At 70.1% G+C, this 15,619-nt stretch carries 11 protein-coding genes and 4 tRNA genes; 9 read left to right on the top strand and 6 right to left on the bottom strand.

What is annotated here, in order from left to right; translation table 11 throughout:
• Nucleotides 1–103 precede the first annotated feature (103 nt).
• From ACFC96_RS17435 to ACFC96_RS17425, 3 genes are all read right to left on the bottom strand, one after another.
• A complete protein-coding gene (locus ACFC96_RS17435) occupies nucleotides 104–2,335 on the bottom strand; it encodes a DEAD/DEAH box helicase (RefSeq protein ID WP_376612986.1) in 2,232 nt (743 codons plus the stop codon).
• Nucleotides 2,336–2,567: 232 nt separating this feature from the next.
• Nucleotides 2,568–3,092, bottom strand: coding sequence for a hypothetical protein (locus ACFC96_RS17430; protein WP_376612984.1), 525 nt, complete (start codon nucleotides 3,090–3,092; stop codon nucleotides 2,568–2,570).
• Nucleotides 3,093–3,224: 132 nt separating this feature from the next.
• On the bottom strand, nucleotides 3,225–3,575 hold the full coding sequence (locus ACFC96_RS17425) for a metallopeptidase family protein (protein WP_376612982.1): 351 nt from the start codon (nucleotides 3,573–3,575) through the stop codon (nucleotides 3,225–3,227).
• Between the two features lie 81 nt (nucleotides 3,576–3,656).
• Between ACFC96_RS17425 and ACFC96_RS17420 the strand changes: the two genes are divergently transcribed.
• The 4 genes from ACFC96_RS17420 (at nucleotide 3,657) to ACFC96_RS17405 (ending at nucleotide 5,586) form a co-directional block, all read left to right on the top strand.
• Entirely contained in the window at nucleotides 3,657–5,222 is a 1,566-nt protein-coding gene (locus ACFC96_RS17420; protein WP_376612980.1) for a metallophosphoesterase, read from the top strand.
• A gap of 81 nt (nucleotides 5,223–5,303) precedes the next feature.
• Nucleotides 5,304–5,376 (top strand) — tRNA-Glu (locus ACFC96_RS17415).
• Between the two features lie 37 nt (nucleotides 5,377–5,413).
• Nucleotides 5,414–5,488 (top strand) — tRNA-Asp (locus ACFC96_RS17410).
• Between the two features lie 24 nt (nucleotides 5,489–5,512).
• Nucleotides 5,513–5,586: transfer RNA gene (locus ACFC96_RS17405), tRNA-Phe, on the top strand.
• Between the two features lie 159 nt (nucleotides 5,587–5,745).
• On the opposite strand, the gene ACFC96_RS17400 is transcribed toward ACFC96_RS17405, so the two are convergent.
• Nucleotides 5,746–6,828 (bottom strand): ABC transporter permease, encoded by a 1,083-nt coding sequence (locus tag ACFC96_RS17400; RefSeq protein WP_376612978.1) that lies wholly within the window; start codon nucleotides 6,826–6,828, stop codon nucleotides 5,746–5,748.
• A 121-nt stretch (nucleotides 6,829–6,949) separates the two neighbouring features.
• Between ACFC96_RS17400 and hrpA the strand changes: the two genes are divergently transcribed.
• The 3 genes from hrpA (at nucleotide 6,950) to ACFC96_RS17385 (ending at nucleotide 11,610) form a co-directional block, all read left to right on the top strand.
• Nucleotides 6,950–10,933 (top strand): ATP-dependent RNA helicase HrpA, encoded by a 3,984-nt coding sequence (gene hrpA, locus ACFC96_RS17395; protein ID WP_376612977.1) that lies wholly within the window; start codon nucleotides 6,950–6,952, stop codon nucleotides 10,931–10,933.
• Between the two features lie 94 nt (nucleotides 10,934–11,027).
• Nucleotides 11,028–11,102, top strand: a tRNA-Asp gene (locus tag ACFC96_RS17390).
• Nucleotides 11,103–11,409: 307 nt separating this feature from the next.
• On the top strand, nucleotides 11,410–11,610 hold the full coding sequence (locus tag ACFC96_RS17385) for a DUF6274 family protein (RefSeq protein ID WP_376255113.1): 201 nt from the start codon (nucleotides 11,410–11,412) through the stop codon (nucleotides 11,608–11,610).
• Nucleotides 11,611–12,168: 558 nt separating this feature from the next.
• Here ACFC96_RS17385 and bldC read toward each other — a convergent pair.
• Nucleotides 12,169–12,375 carry a developmental transcriptional regulator BldC gene (gene bldC, locus ACFC96_RS17380; protein WP_003949541.1) on the bottom strand — a complete coding sequence of 69 codons (207 nt, stop codon included), beginning with the start codon at nucleotides 12,373–12,375 and terminating at the stop codon, nucleotides 12,169–12,171.
• Between the two features lie 469 nt (nucleotides 12,376–12,844).
• Nucleotides 12,845–13,699 (bottom strand): hypothetical protein, encoded by an 855-nt coding sequence (locus ACFC96_RS17375; RefSeq protein ID WP_376612975.1) that lies wholly within the window; start codon nucleotides 13,697–13,699, stop codon nucleotides 12,845–12,847.
• A gap of 220 nt (nucleotides 13,700–13,919) precedes the next feature.
• Between ACFC96_RS17375 and ACFC96_RS17370 the strand changes: the two genes are divergently transcribed.
• Together ACFC96_RS17370 and ACFC96_RS17365 are read left to right on the top strand one after the other, a co-directional pair.
• Nucleotides 13,920–15,011: a Leu/Phe/Val dehydrogenase gene (locus ACFC96_RS17370; protein ID WP_376255117.1), complete on the top strand. Its 1,092-nt coding sequence runs from the start codon at nucleotides 13,920–13,922 to the stop codon at nucleotides 15,009–15,011.
• 289 nt (nucleotides 15,012–15,300) lie between these two features.
• Nucleotides 15,301–15,558 (top strand): DUF3073 domain-containing protein, encoded by a 258-nt coding sequence (locus tag ACFC96_RS17365; RefSeq protein WP_116512208.1) that lies wholly within the window; start codon nucleotides 15,301–15,303, stop codon nucleotides 15,556–15,558.
• Nucleotides 15,559–15,619 lie beyond the last annotated feature (61 nt).

Genomic DNA, 15,619 nt, shown 5'->3' with positions numbered 1-15,619 from the left:
GTGAACACCCGTACGGGGGCGGGAAGAAGGAAGGGCCCGGGAGACGTGATCGTCTCCCGGGCCCTTCTCAGCTCAGGCCGTCAGGCCATCAGCCCTGCGGCTGTCAGCCGTTGCGCTTCCAGCGCGGCTTCTCGTCGCGGCGGAACGAGGAACCACCGGTCGAGCCGGAGCCCGCACCACGGTGGTCGTCACGGCGGCCGTACGGACGGTCGTGGCCACCGGTGCGGAAGCCGCCGCCGGCGGGACGGTCGTCACGACGGTCACGGTTGAACGGACGGTCGCTGCCGCGGTGGCCGCCGGAGGGGCGGTCGTCACGCCGGAAGCCGCCGCCCGAGGGGCGGTCGTCACGACGGTCGCGGTTGAAGCCGCCCCGGTCGTCACGGCGGTCACGGTTGAAGCCGCCCGACGGACGGTCGTCGCGACGGAAGCCACCACGGTCGTTGTCACGACGCTCGAAGGAACGGCCACCGCGGTCGTCACGACGGTCGCGGTCGAAGCCGCCCCGGTCGTCACGGCGGTCACGGTTGAAGCCACCCGACGGACGGTCGTCGCGACGGAAGCCACCACGGTCGTTGTCACGACGGTCACGGTTGAAGCCACCCGACGGACGGTCGTCACGGCGGAAGCCACCACGGTCGTTGTCACGACGGTCACGGTTGAAGCCACCCGACGGACGGTCGTCACGACGGTCGCGCTTCTCGTAGTTGCCCCGCTCGTCACGGCGCTGCGGGCGCTGCTCGTACGAGGACGAACGCTCCTGGCGCTCGGCCGGCGCGGCGGCCTGCTCCGGGACGGACGCCTCGGCGGCCTTCTCGGCAGCGGCGGCGACGGCCGCGGCGACGCCCTCGGCGTCCTCGCCACGCTCACGGGCGGCACGCGCGGTGAGGCGGTCGGCCTCCTCGCGCAGCTCGCCGGCGCGGCGGGTGGCGCGCTCCAGCTCCTTGGTGAGGGAGGTGACCTCACGCTCGGCCTGCTGCGCGGCGTTGCCCGCGGACTCGGCCTGGACCTCGGTCATGGACCGGGCACCGGTGATCTCGGCGACCTCGGGGTCGAAGGCCGCGCCGCCCTGGATGATGTGGCGCGAGGCGTCGACGCCCGCGTCCTCCATGAGGCGGAAGATCTGGCGGCGCTGGTGCGGCAGCGACAGCGAGACGACGACACCGGACTTGCCGGCACGCGCGGTACGGCCCGAGCGGTGCAGGTAGTCCTTGTGGTCACCGGCCGGGTCCACGTTCAGAACCAGGTCGATGCCGTCGACGTGGATACCGCGGGCGGCGACGTCGGTGGCGACGAGCGTGTTGACGTAGCCGTCCTTGAAGTCGGCGAGGACGCGGGTACGGGACCCCTGCGTCATGCCACCGTGCAGCGCGTCGGCCTTCACACCGGCGTCCTGGAGCTGCTCGGCGATGCGGTCGGCGCCCAGCTGGGTGCGGACGAAGATGATCGTGCGGCCCTTGCGGGAGGCGATCGCGGCGGTGACCGGCGCCTTGTCCTTGGGCTTCACGATGAGGATGTGGTGGGTCATGGTCGTGACGGCGCCCTGGGCGGCGTCGACCTCGTGCGTGACCGGGTTGTTCAGGTAGCGCTTGACCAGCGTGGAGATCTCGTTCTCCATCGTGGCCGAGAACAGCATGCGCTGGCCGTCGGCCGGGACCTGGTCGAGCAGCTCGGTGACCTCGGGCAGGAAGCCCAGGTCGGACATCTGGTCGGCCTCGTCCAGAACGGCGATCTCGACGTTCTCCAGCGAGCAGGCGCCGCGGTTGATGATGTCGCGCAGACGGCCCGGGGTGGCGACGAGGACGTCGACGCCGCGCTCGAGGGCGTAGATCTGGTTGCCCATGGACGTACCGCCGCAGACGACCTTCATCTTCAGGCCGAGGACGTCGCCGTAGGGCTGGAGGGCGTCGGCGACCTGCATCGCCAGCTCGCGGGTCGGGGTCAGGATGACCGCGCGGGGCTTCTTCTTCTCGGTGTGACCGCCGGCGAGGCGCGCCAGGGTCGGCAGACCGAAGGAGAGGGTCTTGCCGGAGCCGGTGCGGCCACGGCCGAGGATGTCCTTGCCGGCCAGGGCGTCCGGGATGGTCGCGGCCTGGATCGGGAACGGCGCGGTCACGCCGTTCTGCGCGAGCTTGCGGACGATGCCCTCGGGCAGACCGAGGTCGCCGAAGGTCACGGTGGGCTCGGCAGGGGTGTCGTTGTCGGTGCCGGCGTCGGCCGAGGCGCTGTCAGCGGCCTCTCCGACGGCGACGGCCGTCACGTCCTCGTCGACGGCGAGAACCTGCACGGCCTCGTCGTTCTCGGGCATGACGGAGTGGTCAGAACTGGAAATGGACATGCGAAATGCGAAACCTTCCGGAGTCTCGGCACGCGCCCGTCAACTCCGTGAATTTCGCAATCGACCGCCTCAATGCGGTCCAGCCACGGCTGGGGAGAGAACGCGCCACGCGGCGCTCTCTTAACGGCGCCGGGCAAATGGGATCAAACGATCTACCACCATAGTCACCCACCACCCCCCAGCGCAAACCGATCCCCTGAGACCCCGCTCACATGGACCCCCGAGGCCGCTCCTACACAGGCGTCCCCGCCCGCGGCGCCGGCTCCCGGTCGATCCGCACCCGGGCCGACGCCTGCTCGTGCGCCGACGACGAGGGCTCCGCGGTGGTCGGGTCCGGCGTCGGCGTGGGGGTGTCCTGGGTCGGCGTGGGCGTGTCCGGCGGGGTGCGCGTCGGGGTCGGCCGGGACGGCGACGTGGTCCGCCCGCTCGCCGACGGCTTCCGCGGCCCCGTCGACCCGCCCTTGGTGGCGCTCGCGGAGGGCGAGGCGGTCCCCGAGGCCGCGTCGGACGGGGTGCCGCTCGACCCCGCCGCCGACGCCCCGTCCGCGCTCTCCCGGCCGCCCGCCCGCGCCCCGCCCTCGGGGACCACCGTGCCGCCGTCCGGGGCCGCCCGCCCGCCGTGCCGCCCCGCCGAGTGCGACGGGACGGGCCCGCCCCCCTCGTGGGCGACGCTCATGCAGCCGGTGGTCGCCGCCGTGACGGCCACCACCGTCGCGGCCAGTCGAACCAGACGAGGGGGTACGGACAGCTGGCGCACGGGCGAGCACCTCCGGGGCGCTGAAATGCTGGGGCTGAAGCGGAAACGGCTACGGGAACCGCCGGAAAATTTGCGTCACCGTTCCCAACTCCCGTCACCCGCAAGAGGACACGCCCGCTCCCGGCCCGGCCGTCACCCGTATCCGAGGGCGTGCAGCCGCGCGTCGTCGATCCCGAAGTGGTGGGCGATCTCGTGGACCACGGTGATCTCCGTCTCCCGGACGACGTCCTCGCGGGCCTCGCACATGCGCAGCGTGGGCCCCCGGAAGATGGTGATGCGGTCGGGCAGCACGCCCGCGTACCACTCGCCCCGGTCGGTCAGCGGCGTCCCTTCGTAGAGGCCGAGCAGCTCAGGGTCCCCTGCGGGGGGCTCGTCCTCGACGAACACCGCCACGTTGTCCATGAGCCGCGTCAGCTCCGGCGGAATCCGGTCCAGGGCTTCGGCGACCAGTTCCTCGAACTCCTCGCGCGTCATCTCCAGCACACGGTCATTGTCGGCCACCGGCCCGCAGATCGGCCTGTCCGTACGGGCATACGGCACCATCCGCATGGGCATACGGGACCAATGGCCCGCGCCCTCGCTGTCGCCGCCCTGTCCGCCCTGCGGAACATCCCCTCCGCGGTCGGCCGCCGCCATCGCGCCCGCCGCCCCCGCCCCAGCGGCGATCTCACCCTCCAGCCCCACCCGTACCTCCGCGCCCTGGGCCTCGCCGCCGTCGTCCTCATGGGCGCCTGGCTCGGCCTGCTCGTGGTGGGGAACGTCCGCGTCCCGGTGGGCCCGATGGACACCCGGATGACGCTGCGCCCGTCCCTGACCGGCGGCACGAAGATCAACGTCTCGCCGCTCGGCTCCCTGGAGCTGAAGTCCCACACGGCCCCCATCCGGCTCGACGTGGACGTCGACCGCCTCGACCCGGTCCGCTCCCAGGCCCTGGTCGACCACCCCGAACGCATCTCCGGCCTCCAGGACGAGATCACCCACGACATCGAGCACGGCACCCTCGACCTCGCCCTGCGCTCCTGCGTCGCCGTCGTCTCCGGCGCCACCGCGCTCGGCCTCGCCGTCTACCGACGCCCCAGCCGCGCCCTCGGCGCCGGCGGCCTCGCGCTCGCCCTTCTGGCGGCCTCGGGAGGGGCGGCGTACGCGACCTGGAACCCCAAGTCGGTCCTGGAGCCGAAGTTCTCCGGCCTGCTCTCCTCGGCCCCCTCGGTCGTCGGCAGCGCACGCTCGATCGTGACCGAATTCGACGTCTACCAGAAGGAGTTGGCGCGCCTGGTGACCAATGTGACGAAGCTCTACGACGTGACGTCGACGCTCCCCGCGTACCGGCCGGACCCGTCCACGATCCGCGTCCTGCACGTCTCGGACATCCATCTGAACCCGGCCAGCTGGAAGATCATCTCCTCGCTCGTCAAGCAGTACGACATCTCGGTCATCGTCGACTCGGGCGACACGATGGACCACGGCTCGGCGGCCGAGAACCCGTTCCTCGACCCGATCAAGGACCTGGGCGCCCCGTACGTCTGGGTCCGCGGCAACCACGACTCGGCCACCACCCAGCGCTACCTCGCGCACATGAAGAACGTCCGCGTACTCGACAACGGCAAGGCGGTCACCGTCGCCGGGCTGCGCTTCGCCGGCACCGGCGACCCGCAGTACACGCCCGACCGGGCGGTCAAGGCGCAGGGCGACCCGGCCGAGCGCATGGCGGGCATCCGGCTCGCCTCCGCGCTGCGCGACCAGCGGGCGGCGGGCACGCCGGTCGACATCGCGATCGCCCACAACCCGGTGGCCGCCCGAGAGACGGACGGCACGGTCCCACTGGTCCTCGCGGGCCACATCCATCACGAGCGGACCGAGGTGATGAAGCTGGGCACGCGGCTGCGCATCGAGGGCTCGACCGGCGGCAGCGGTCTGCGCGCCGTCGACGACGCGTCCCCCGACCCGGTGCAGGCGTCGGTGCTCTACCTGGACCGCGACACCCGCCGCCTGCAGGCCTGGGACGAGATCGAACTGGGCGGCCTCGGCCTGACGACGGCACAGGTCAGCCGCCATCTGCCCAAGGAGAACCAGCCGGGAGCGACCCTCTCGCCGACGGCGCCCACGGGCTCGTCCGCGCCCTCTCCCTAAACCGTTTTGGCGATCCCTCCCCGCATCCCATATGCTTCTCACGTCCCCGACGCGCTGCGAAGCGCCCAGGCGGGCCAATTAGCCCTCATCGTCTAGTGGCCCAGGACGCCGCCCTTTCAAGGCGGTAGCACGGGTTCGAATCCCGTTGGGGGCACGCAACACCCTGTGCGACACTTGTCGCACAACAGCTTGGTCCTGTGGAGCAGTTTGGAGTGCTCGCCACCCTGTCAAGGTGGAGGCCGCGGGTTCAAATCCCGTCAGGACCGCTGCGATTCGTTCGCGAACCGCGTGGCTGGGTAGCTCAGTTGGTACGAGCGATCGCCTGAAAAGCGATAGGTCGCCGGTTCGATCCCGGCCCCAGCCACAAGATTCAGGCCCCGTCTTCGGACGGGGCCTGTTGCGTTTCCCGGTGGACCACGTCCGAGTCGTCTCCCGCCGCCGCAGGCCGCGCCCCGGCCACCTCCCGAAGGCCCCGTCTCCGACGGGGCCTTCGGCGTACCCAGGGTGCGGTCACCCGACAAGGTCACGCTCCCGGCGCCACCGCGTGGGCCGGTTCCGTGGTGCGGCCACCTGGATGGCGGTGGCGCCAGACCCAGAAGACCGTGCTCGACAGCAGGGCCCACGCCGTGAGGACCACGAACGGGAACGCGTGCTGGTGCCCGCCGAAGTAGACCGCCGTGTGCTGCGCGTTCACGGACGCGCCCGGCGGGAGCCACCGGCCGATGCGGCCGAGCACCGACGGCAGCAGCGGCCACGACACCGCGCCGCCCGACGACGGGTTGCCGAGGAGCACCATCAGCCCCCACGTCGGGATCATCGCCCAGCGTCCGACCAGCGTGTTGAACATCGTGAAGACCATCCCCGACGTGAACATCGTCAGCGCGAGGATCGCCCAGGACTCGGCGAACGGCAGGTCGAGCGCACCCAGCCACCAGTCCACGACCGCCGCGATCACGAAGGCCCCGAGCAGCGCGTACGCCACCGTGTACGCGATGCGCTCCAGCGGGTCGAGGGCGCGCGCGTGCACGCTCAGCTGGATCGCGCCGACGAAGCCGATGATGACCGCGGCCAGCGAGATGTAGAAGATCGCGAGGCCGCGCGGGTCACCCTTCTGGAGCGGATTGATGTCGGTGACGGTGACGGGGACCCCGAGCCCGGCCCCGACCTCCGGGGCGGCCTCGGCCAGGACCTGCGCGACCGAGGCGCCGGAGGCACTCGAGACCTGGAGCGCGACGCGGTCGCCCTGCCGCACGTCGAGGATCGCGAAGACCTTCTGCTGGTCCACGCCCTCCACGGCCGCCGCGATGCTGCCGTAGGGATGCACTTCGAGGGACGCGTTCAGCGCCTTCTCCATGCCGGCCAGGAACGCTCCGCCGTGCGTCGCGTCCGCCGCGCCCACCACCGCCGCGGGAATCCGGTGCGGCGTCGGGTTCGCCATCGTGTACGTGTACGAGCCCGCGAAGAGGCCCGCGGCGGCGGCCAGGATGAACACGAGGACGGTCGCGGGCAGGAACGGCGACTTCTTGAAGTCCTCCCAGCGCTCCCCACGCGTGGGCGCCCGTCCGTGGGCGCCGTGCTCGTGATCGTCGTCGCTCGGCTCCGGCATACGGACACGTTAAAACACCCATAACGGACCTTCAGTGCCAATCAGACTTGTCTCCGCCGAAACCGGCCCACCTCAAAACCATTCGCCACCCGTTTCTCCGAGGTGAGATCCTGGAGGACGTATGTCTACGCAGCCTGCCCCCGTCCTCGGCACCCTCGCCCAGCGCCTGTCCGAGCTTTCCCTGCGCGATGCGCACCGGCTCGGCCGCAGGCTCGAAGGCGCGCGCCGCATCCGCAAGCCCGAAGCCCGGGCCGCCGTACTCGCCGAGATCGAGGCGGAGGCCGAGAAGGCCGAGACTCGTACGGCTCAGCGCCGCGGCCGGTACGAGGCGCTCGAAGTCACGTATCCCGAGCAGCTTCCCGTCAGCCAGAAGAAGGACGAGATCGCCGACGCGATCCGCGACCACCAGGTCGTGATCGTCGCGGGCGAGACCGGCTCCGGCAAGACGACCCAGATCCCCAAGATCTGTCTCGAACTCGGCCGCGGCGTGCGCGGCATGATCGGCCACACCCAGCCCCGCCGGCTCGCGGCCCGCACGGTCGCCGAGCGGATCGCGGACGAGATGGACACCCCGCTGGGCGAGGCCGTCGGCTGGAAGGTCCGCTTCACGGACCAGGTCAACCCGGACGCGACGTTCGTGAAGCTGATGACGGACGGCATCCTGCTCGCCGAGATCCAGACGGACCGCGAGCTGCGCGCGTACGACACGATCATCATCGACGAGGCCCACGAGCGGTCCCTGAACATCGACTTCCTGCTGGGTTATCTGGCGCAGCTGCTGCCCAGGCGCCCGGACCTGAAGGTCGTCATCACCTCCGCGACGATCGATCCCGAGCGCTTCTCGCGCCACTTCGGGGACGCCCCGATCGTCGAGGTCAGCGGCCGTACGTATCCCGTCGAGGTGCGCTACAGACCCCTGCTCGAAGAGGAGTCCGACGAGGCCGACCGGGACCAGATCACCGCGATCACGGACGCCGTCGAGGAGCTCCAGGGCGAGGGCAAGGGCGACATCCTCGTCTTCCTGTCCGGGGAGCGCGAGATCCGCGACACGGCGGACGCGCTGGAGAAGAAGAAGTTCCGGTTCACCGAGGTCCTGCCGCTCTACGCGCGCCTGTCGCACGCGGAGCAGCACCGCGTCTTCCAGCGCCCCTCGGGTTCGGTCCGCCGCATCGTCCTCGCGACGAACGTCGCGGAGACGTCCCTGACCGTCCCCGGCATCAAGTACGTGATCGACCCGGGCACCGCCCGCATCTCGCGCTACTCGCACCGCACGAAGGTGCAGCGCCTGCCCATCGAGGCGATCAGCCAGGCCAGCGCCAACCAGCGCAAGGGCCGCTGCGGCCGTACGTCGGACGGCATCTGCATCCGCCTGTACTCGGAGGACGACTTCCTCGCCCGCCCCGAGTTCACGGACGCGGAGATCCTGCGGACGAATCTCGCCTCCGTCATCCTCCAGATGACCGCGGCCGGGCTCGGCGACATCGAGAAGTTCCCCTTCATCGACCCGCCGGACCACCGCAACATCCGCGACGGCGTGCAGCTCCTCCAGGAGCTGGGCGCGCTGAACCCGGCGGAGAAGGACGTCCGCAAGCGCCTCACCGAGCAGGGCCGCAAGCTCGCCCAGCTGCCGGTGGACCCGCGCCTGGCCCGGATGGTCCTGGAGGCCGACAGGAACGGCTGTGTGCGCGAGGTCATGGTGATCGCGGCCGCGCTGTCCATCCAGGACCCGCGCGAGCGCCCCGGTGAGAAGCAGGCGCAGGCGGACCAGCAGCACGCCCGCTTCAAGGACGAGACGTCCGACTTCCTGGCGTTCCTCAACCTCTGGCGCTATGTGCGCGAGCAGCAGAAGACGCTCGGCTCGTCCGCGTTCCGCCGCATGTGCAAGTCGGAGTACCTGAACTTCCTGCGCATCCGCGAGTGGCAGGACATCTACACGCAGCTGCGCACGGTCGCCAAACAGATGGGGATCCATCTGAACGAGGACGACGCCCCGGAGCAGCAGGTCCACATCTCGCTGCTCGCCGGCCTGCTGTCCCACATCGGGATGAAGGACGTGAAGGAGTCCACGGACAAGGACCCCAAGCAGCGCGGCGGTCGGAACGAGTACCTGGGCGCGCGGAACGCCAAGTTCGCGGTCTTCCCCGGCTCCGCCCTCTTCAAGAAGCCCCCGCGCTTCATCATGTCCGCCGAGCTCGTCGAGACGTCGCGGCTGTGGGCCCGCGTCAACGCGAGGATCGAGCCGGAGTGGGTCGAGCCCCTCGCCGAGCACCTCCTGAAGCGCACGTACAGCGAGCCGCACTGGGAGAAGGACCAGGCGGCCGTGATGGCGTACGAGAAGGTGACGCTGTACGGCGTCCCGCTCGTCGCCCAGCGCAAGGTGAACTACGGGCGCATCGACCCCGAGGTGAGCCGCGAGCTGTTCATCAGGAACGCGCTCGTCGAGGGCGACTGGCGTACCCACCACAAGTTCTTCTCGGACAACCGCAAGCTGCTCACCGAGGTCGAGGAGCTGGAGCACCGCGCCCGCCGCCGCGACATCGTCGTCGACGACGAGACGCTCTTCGACTTCTACGACCAGCGGGTCCCGGAGCATGTCGTCTCGGGCGCCCACTTCGACAGCTGGTGGAAGCACAAGAAGCGGGACGAGCCCGAACTCCTGGACTTCGAGCGCTCGATGCTCATCCGCGAGTCCGCGGAGGCCATCACCAAGGACGACTATCCGGACTCCTGGCGCCAGGGCCCGCTGAAGTTCCGGGTGACGTACCAGTTCGAGCCGGGCGCGGACGCGGACGGCGTGACCGTCCACATCCCGCTCCAGGTCCTCAACCAGGTCACCGACGAGGGCTTCGACTGGCAGATCCCCGGCCTGCGCGAGGAGGTCGTGATCGAGCTGATCCGCTCCCTGCCGAAGCCGGTCCGCCGGCACTACGTCCCGGCGCCGAACTACGCGAAGGCGTTCCTGGAGCGGGCCGTACCCCTCCAGGAGCCGCTGCCCACCACGCTCGCCCGTGAGCTCCAGCGCATGGTCGGCGTCCCCGTCACGGCGGACGACTTCGACCTGTCCCGCGTACCCGACCACCTGAAGATCACGTTCAGGATCGTCGACGAGCGACGCAGGACCCTTGCCGAGGACAAGGACCTGGAGGCGCTCAAGCTGCGCCTCAAGCCCAAGGCCCGCAAGGCGATCTCGAAGGCGGCCGCGGCCACGGCCGAGCGCTCGGGCGGCGAGTCCGTGGAGCGCTCGGGCCTCACGGACTGGACGATCGGCACGCTGAGCCGCGTCTTCGAGACCCGCCGCGCCGGCCAGCCCGTCAAGGCGTATCCGGCGCTGGTCGACGACGGAAACACGGTCTCGGTCCGGCTCTTCGACACGGAGGCCGAACAGCAGCAGGCCATGTGGAGGGGCACGCGTCGGCTCATCCTGCGCAACATCCCGGTCAACCCGGGCAAGTTCGCCTCGGACAAGCTGACCAACCCCCAGAAGCTCGCCCTGTCCGCGAACCCGCACGGCTCGGTCCAGGCGCTCTTCGACGACTGCGCCATGGCCTCCTGCGACCGGCTCATCGCGGACTTCGGCGGCCCCGCGTGGGACGAGGAGTCGTACCGCAAGCTCTACGACAAGGTGCGCGCCGAGATCGTCGACACGACCGTACGGACGGTGGGGCAGGTACAGCAGGTGCTCGCCGCCTGGCAGGCCTGCGAGCGCCGCCTGAAGTCGACGAAGAGCCCGACGCTGCTCGCCAACCTCACGGACGTACGAGCGCAGTTGACGGCCCTGATCCGCCCCGGCTTCGTCACGGACACGGGTCTGCGGCGGCTGCCCGACCTGGTGCGCTACCTGGTCGCCGCCGACCGGCGCCTGACCCAGATGCCGACGAACGTCCAGCGGGACACGTCGCGCATGGAGAAGGTCCACGAGATGCAGGACGAGTACGCGTGGCTGCTCGAACAGATGCCGCAGGGGCGGCCCGTGCCGCAGGAAGTCCTGGACATCCGCTGGATGCTGGAGGAGCTGCGGGTCAGCTATTTCGCCCACGCGCTCGGCACCGCGTACCCGGTCTCGGACAAGCGGATCGTGAAGGCGATCGACGCGGCAGCGCCGTGACGGACCCGGCACGTTAAGTGAGTTCGACCGCCGGGCCTGCGCTGCTGTACAGTCTCATCTCGCAGCACAGAGCAACACCAAGTGCCGCGAGCAAGGTCCTGTGGAGCAGTTTGGAGTGCTCGCCACCCTGTCAAGGTGGAGGCCGCGGGTTCAAATCCCGTCAGGACCGCACGTAAGACTGAGGCCCGCATCCCGCAAGGGGTGCGGGCCTCAGTCGTGTGCCCCCGACCCGCGGGCCACGCCCGCGTGGCCACGCCCGCGTCGCCGCCGCCGGCGAACACAGCGCATCCCGTCAGGACCTCACGGAGAACCGAGGCCCCGCACCCCGCCGAGGGGGCGGGGCCTCAGCCGTGTGCGCACGAACAGGGCCCCCGCCCCGCGCGTCCGTGCCTCCACGCCCCGTTCCACGCCGTCTTGACGGCATCCCGCTCCCCCGGTACTCAGACAGGAAGGGATCCCCGACCCGGAGGTGGCGCATGGCGGCATCCACCCGGCACGCGACGCGCGCCCTGCTGCGCGCCCACCTCTCCGCCGCCTCCGGCTACCGCCATCTGACCCGGCACTGCCCCGTCTGCCATCAACTCCTGCGCCTCGCCCTGGAGCCCGGCAGGGAGCCCGCAGGAGGCCCCGAGAAGGACTACGGAGCCCCGGAGGGCGAAAGTCCCCCCACCCCCTGACCGAAGGCGCCCAACGGCGGCCCCAACTGGCGGGAACCTGAAGGGAACACGGCGGACACCGCGACGCGAATCCCCTCTAACCCAAGGGTCGCGCCGACAACAAGTGCACAAGCGTGTGACGGGTGTCACGGGACCAGTTTTGGAAACAGCGTTTCTTACACCCGCCCTACAACGCCTCAATTTAATATGTGCAATTGCACTACCCCCAGGGCCTTCCCGGGCACTCCCGAAGACCCGCCCCGGGGCCCCTCGGACGAACCTCCTCGGCGAGCCGTCGAACACCCGCCCGCGCCCCCGGCAGGACTCCCGCCGGCACTCGATCAGGGACCCACAGGGCCGCCCACAAAGCCACGTACCGGCCCCGGCGGACCGCCCCACCCGCACGCGTCCGCGCATAAAAAAATCGCGCTGGACCCGGCGGAGTCCAGCGCGATCGACGACGCACCCTTGAAGCATGAGCAGGCGTGGGCCTGTTGGGGCAGGACCCGCGTCGTATGGAGCTATAGGTTGGGCGCGAAAAGGGCTGGGGGGCCCGGAACGCCCGATTTATTCAGTTGTTCAGGCCTCGCTGCGCTGCTGCGGAATGCCCGCGAGCAGAGCACGGACCTCCGCCTCGCGGTAGCGGCGGTGCCCGCCGAGCGTGCGAATCGACGTGAGCTTGCCAGCCTTTGCCCAGCGCGTCACCGTCTTCGGGTCGACGCGGAACATCGTGGCGACCTCAGCCGGGGTCAGCAGCGGCTCGGCATCAGGGGTGCGAGCGGTCATGAGCGGCCTCCTCGGGAGAACCGAACCTTCTCGGTTCATTCCTCTAAATTCTGCACCTTGACCCGCGTTGCCCGAAATGGCGGACGCGGGTCGAGTCGGTTATAGGACGAACGGCTTGTCCTCGGCACTACAACTACACCATCCGTCCAGCCGCGTCGGCCAAACCGATGGAATTGCCCTCCCAGGCGTTCATCAGCGACGGAAGCCGATGGACCATGCCATAGCGGACAGTCACGCCACTGTGACGATCAGTCACAGTGGCGCCAGGAGTCACGAGACCCCCCATAGCGTGCAATGCTGAGATTCCGGCTGAACGCGGACGAAAGCAGCCGGGCGGAGTCCTCCCCGGACTCCTTGTCCTATTTTGGCATGGGGAGGGGTGATGGACGCAAGGGCCCAGTAAGTGCGGTCCATCACGCTTGGGGCAAACGCCCGGATCGGGACCTACGTCCCCGCAGAGCCCGTACGGTCAGTTCGCGAACTGCCGGTCCCGCACGGCACGCCAGCGTTCCGTCAGCCGCACGTACGCCGCCTCGGCCCCGTCACCGTCACCGCGCCGCAGCGCCGCGATCCCCTCCGCCACGTCCGCAGCGGAATGATCACCGTCGAGATCCTCCGCCGACAAGGCGTGCACCAGGCCGCCGTAGTCGAGTTCGACGAATGAACGCGGATGGAACTCTTCGAGCCAGCGCCCCACATCCACCAGACCGTCGATCAGCGGACCCTCGTCCATCGTGTCCCGCAGCGTGCGGAGCCCTCGCGCCACCCGGCGCCGCGCCTGCACCATCGGCGTCCGGTAGCGCAGCACCGGTGCCGCGCCGTCATCGCGGTCCTCGGCCCCTTTGTCGTACTCGCGCTCCTCGTCCGAGACGAGCACGAACCAGTTCAGCGGGATCTGCCACGTGGACGTGCGGATCCAGGGGCGGGCGTCCGGGTTGCGGGCGAGCCAGCGCTCGTAGTCCGCGGCGGACTGCCGGCGCACCACCGGCGGGAGCACCGCGTCCAGCACCTGGGTCGGCAGGCGGCCCGGCAGCTCGTCCAGCGCCTGCCAGCCGCGCAGCCGCGTGCGCCACGGACACACGCACACCACCCCGTCGGCTTCGATGACGAACGCGTCGTCGCTCTCGTGCACCGGCACGGGGACCGGCGGCGTCGGCAGCAAGTCGGCCAGTGAGCGGCGCAGTTCGTCCTGGTAGGAAGGGCGTTCGCGGCGCTGCGCGTAGCGCTCCCAGTGGCTCCGCTCGGGCTCGGGGAACGCCGCGAGGGGTTCGTACACGCGTAGATACGACGCGTAGGGCACGGTCACCGAAGACACCTTGGGCACGGCTGCTCCCTCCCCCGGACTGCGCCTGGAAAACACTGCAAATCGTCCCATGACCGAAGGTGAACGCACCTGGCCGGACACGCGCGTACTCCAGGAGAGGGTGATCCTCGGCACTGCGCGTCTGGCGGCTCGGCGCAGGCTCTAGTCTCTTGCCCAACGGGACCCGCCACCCGTACGGGCACCGTCTCCAACCGCCGCTACTTACCCGGGAGTCACCACAGTGACCGACGTAACCGGCGCCCCTGCCGATGTTCTGCACACCCTGTTCCACTCCGAACAGGGCGGCCACGAGCAAGTCGTGCTCTGCCAGGACCGCGCCAGTGGCCTCAAGGCCGTCATCGCCCTCCACAGCACCGCCCTGGGCCCCGCCCTCGGCGGCACCCGCTTCTACCCGTACGCGAACGAGGCGGAGGCCGTCGCCGACGCCCTGAACCTCGCACGCGGGATGTCGTACAAGAACGCCATGGCCGGCCTCGACCACGGCGGCGGCAAGGCCGTGATCATCGGTGACCCCGAGACGATCAAGAGCGAGGAACTGCTGCTCGCCTACGGCCGCTTCGTCGCCTCGCTCGGCGGGCGCTACGTGACGGCGTGCGACGTCGGCACCTACGTCGCCGACATGGACGTCGTCGCGCGCGAGTGCCGCTGGACGACCGGGCGCTCCCCGGAGAACGGCGGCGCCGGCGACTCGTCCGTGCTCACCGCCTTCGGTGTCTTCCAGGGCATGCGGGCCTCCGCCCAGCACCTGTGGGGCGACCCGACGCTGCGCGGCCGCAAGGTCGGCATCGCGGGCGTGGGCAAGGTCGGCCACCACCTCGTGGAGCACCTCCTCAAGGACGGCGCCGAGGTCGTGATCACGGATGTGCGCGAGGAGTCCGTACAGCGGATTCAGGACAAGCACCCGTCCGTGCAGGCGGTGGCGGACACCGAGGCGCTCATCAGGACCGAGGGCCTCGACATCTACGCACCGTGCGCTCTGGGCGGCGCGCTCGACGACGACTCCGTCCCGGTCCTCACGGCGAAGATCGTCTGCGGCGCGGCCAACAACCAGCTCGCCCACCCGGGTGTGGAGAAGGACCTCGCCGACCGCGGGATCCTCTACGCGCCCGACTACGTCGTGAACGCCGGCGGAGTGATCCAGGTCGCCGACGAGTTGCACGGCTTCGACTTCGACCGCTGCAAGGCCAAGGCGTCGAAGATCTTCGACACGACGCTGGCCATATTCGCGCGTGCGAAGACGGACGGGATTCCGCCGGCCGCCGCGGCCGACCGGATCGCCGAGCAGCGCATGGCGGAGGCCCGCCGCCGCTGACGTTCGGGGTGCCCGGGAGCGGCCCGTGGGGGGATGCGGGAGACAAGACTCACGCCCGTCGGCGGGTCGCTCGCCAAGAAGAGGTTAAAATCGCAGCTGACCAGCGAGGACAGGGCACCTTGCTGGTCCTGCGCCCAGGCGCGTCCTGCGGGCGACGTACCGTATGGCCGCGGGAGCAGGTACCGTGGAAGCCCTAAGGACGGGTCTCTCTGCGGAGAGCCCGTTCGAGATCATGAACGCGTGTCAAGACTCTGGGGCCGTCGAGCCCCGTCACCGAGGGGGTCGAGCCATGGGGCGCGGCCGGGCAAAGGCCAAGCAGACGAAGGTCGCCCGCCAGCTGAAGTACAGCAGCGGCGGGACTGACCTCTCGCGTCTGGCCAATGAGCTGGGCGCTTCGACCTCGAATCAGCCGCCGAATGGCGAGCCGTTCGAGGACGACGACGAGGAAGACGACCCGTACGCCCAGTACGCGGATCTGTATAACGACGACGAGGATGACGAGGACTCTGACGAGTCCGGTCCCTCGTCGCAGCGCCGCGGCGCTTGACCTCGCAGTCCTGCAGTCTGCAGTCCAGCAGTAGTTTTTCGCAGTTCTCGTTTTCGTAGCA

This window comes from Streptomyces sp. NPDC055955, assembly GCF_042270245.1.
Taxonomy (GTDB): Bacteria; Actinomycetota; Actinomycetes; order Streptomycetales; family Streptomycetaceae; genus Streptomyces.
This window is presented reverse-complemented; position numbering and strand designations above follow the sequence as displayed.

Excerpts from the sequence above, each read along its gene's own strand:
- ACFC96_RS17435 (WP_376612986.1), bottom strand. The coding sequence starts at position 2,335 with ATGTCCATTTCCAGTTCTGACCACTCCGTCATGCCCGAGAACGACGAG.
- ACFC96_RS17420 (WP_376612980.1), top strand. The coding sequence starts at position 3,657 with ATGGCCCGCGCCCTCGCTGTCGCCGCCCTGTCCGCCCTGCGGAACATC.
- ACFC96_RS17400 (WP_376612978.1), bottom strand. The coding sequence starts at position 6,828 with ATGCCGGAGCCGAGCGACGACGATCACGAGCACGGCGCCCACGGACGG.
- hrpA (WP_376612977.1), top strand. The coding sequence starts at position 6,950 with ATGTCTACGCAGCCTGCCCCCGTCCTCGGCACCCTCGCCCAGCGCCTG.
- ACFC96_RS17385 (WP_376255113.1), top strand. The coding sequence starts at position 11,410 with ATGGCGGCATCCACCCGGCACGCGACGCGCGCCCTGCTGCGCGCCCAC.
- bldC (WP_003949541.1), bottom strand. The coding sequence starts at position 12,375 with ATGACCGCTCGCACCCCTGATGCCGAGCCGCTGCTGACCCCGGCTGAG.
- ACFC96_RS17365 (WP_116512208.1), top strand. The coding sequence starts at position 15,301 with ATGGGGCGCGGCCGGGCAAAGGCCAAGCAGACGAAGGTCGCCCGCCAG.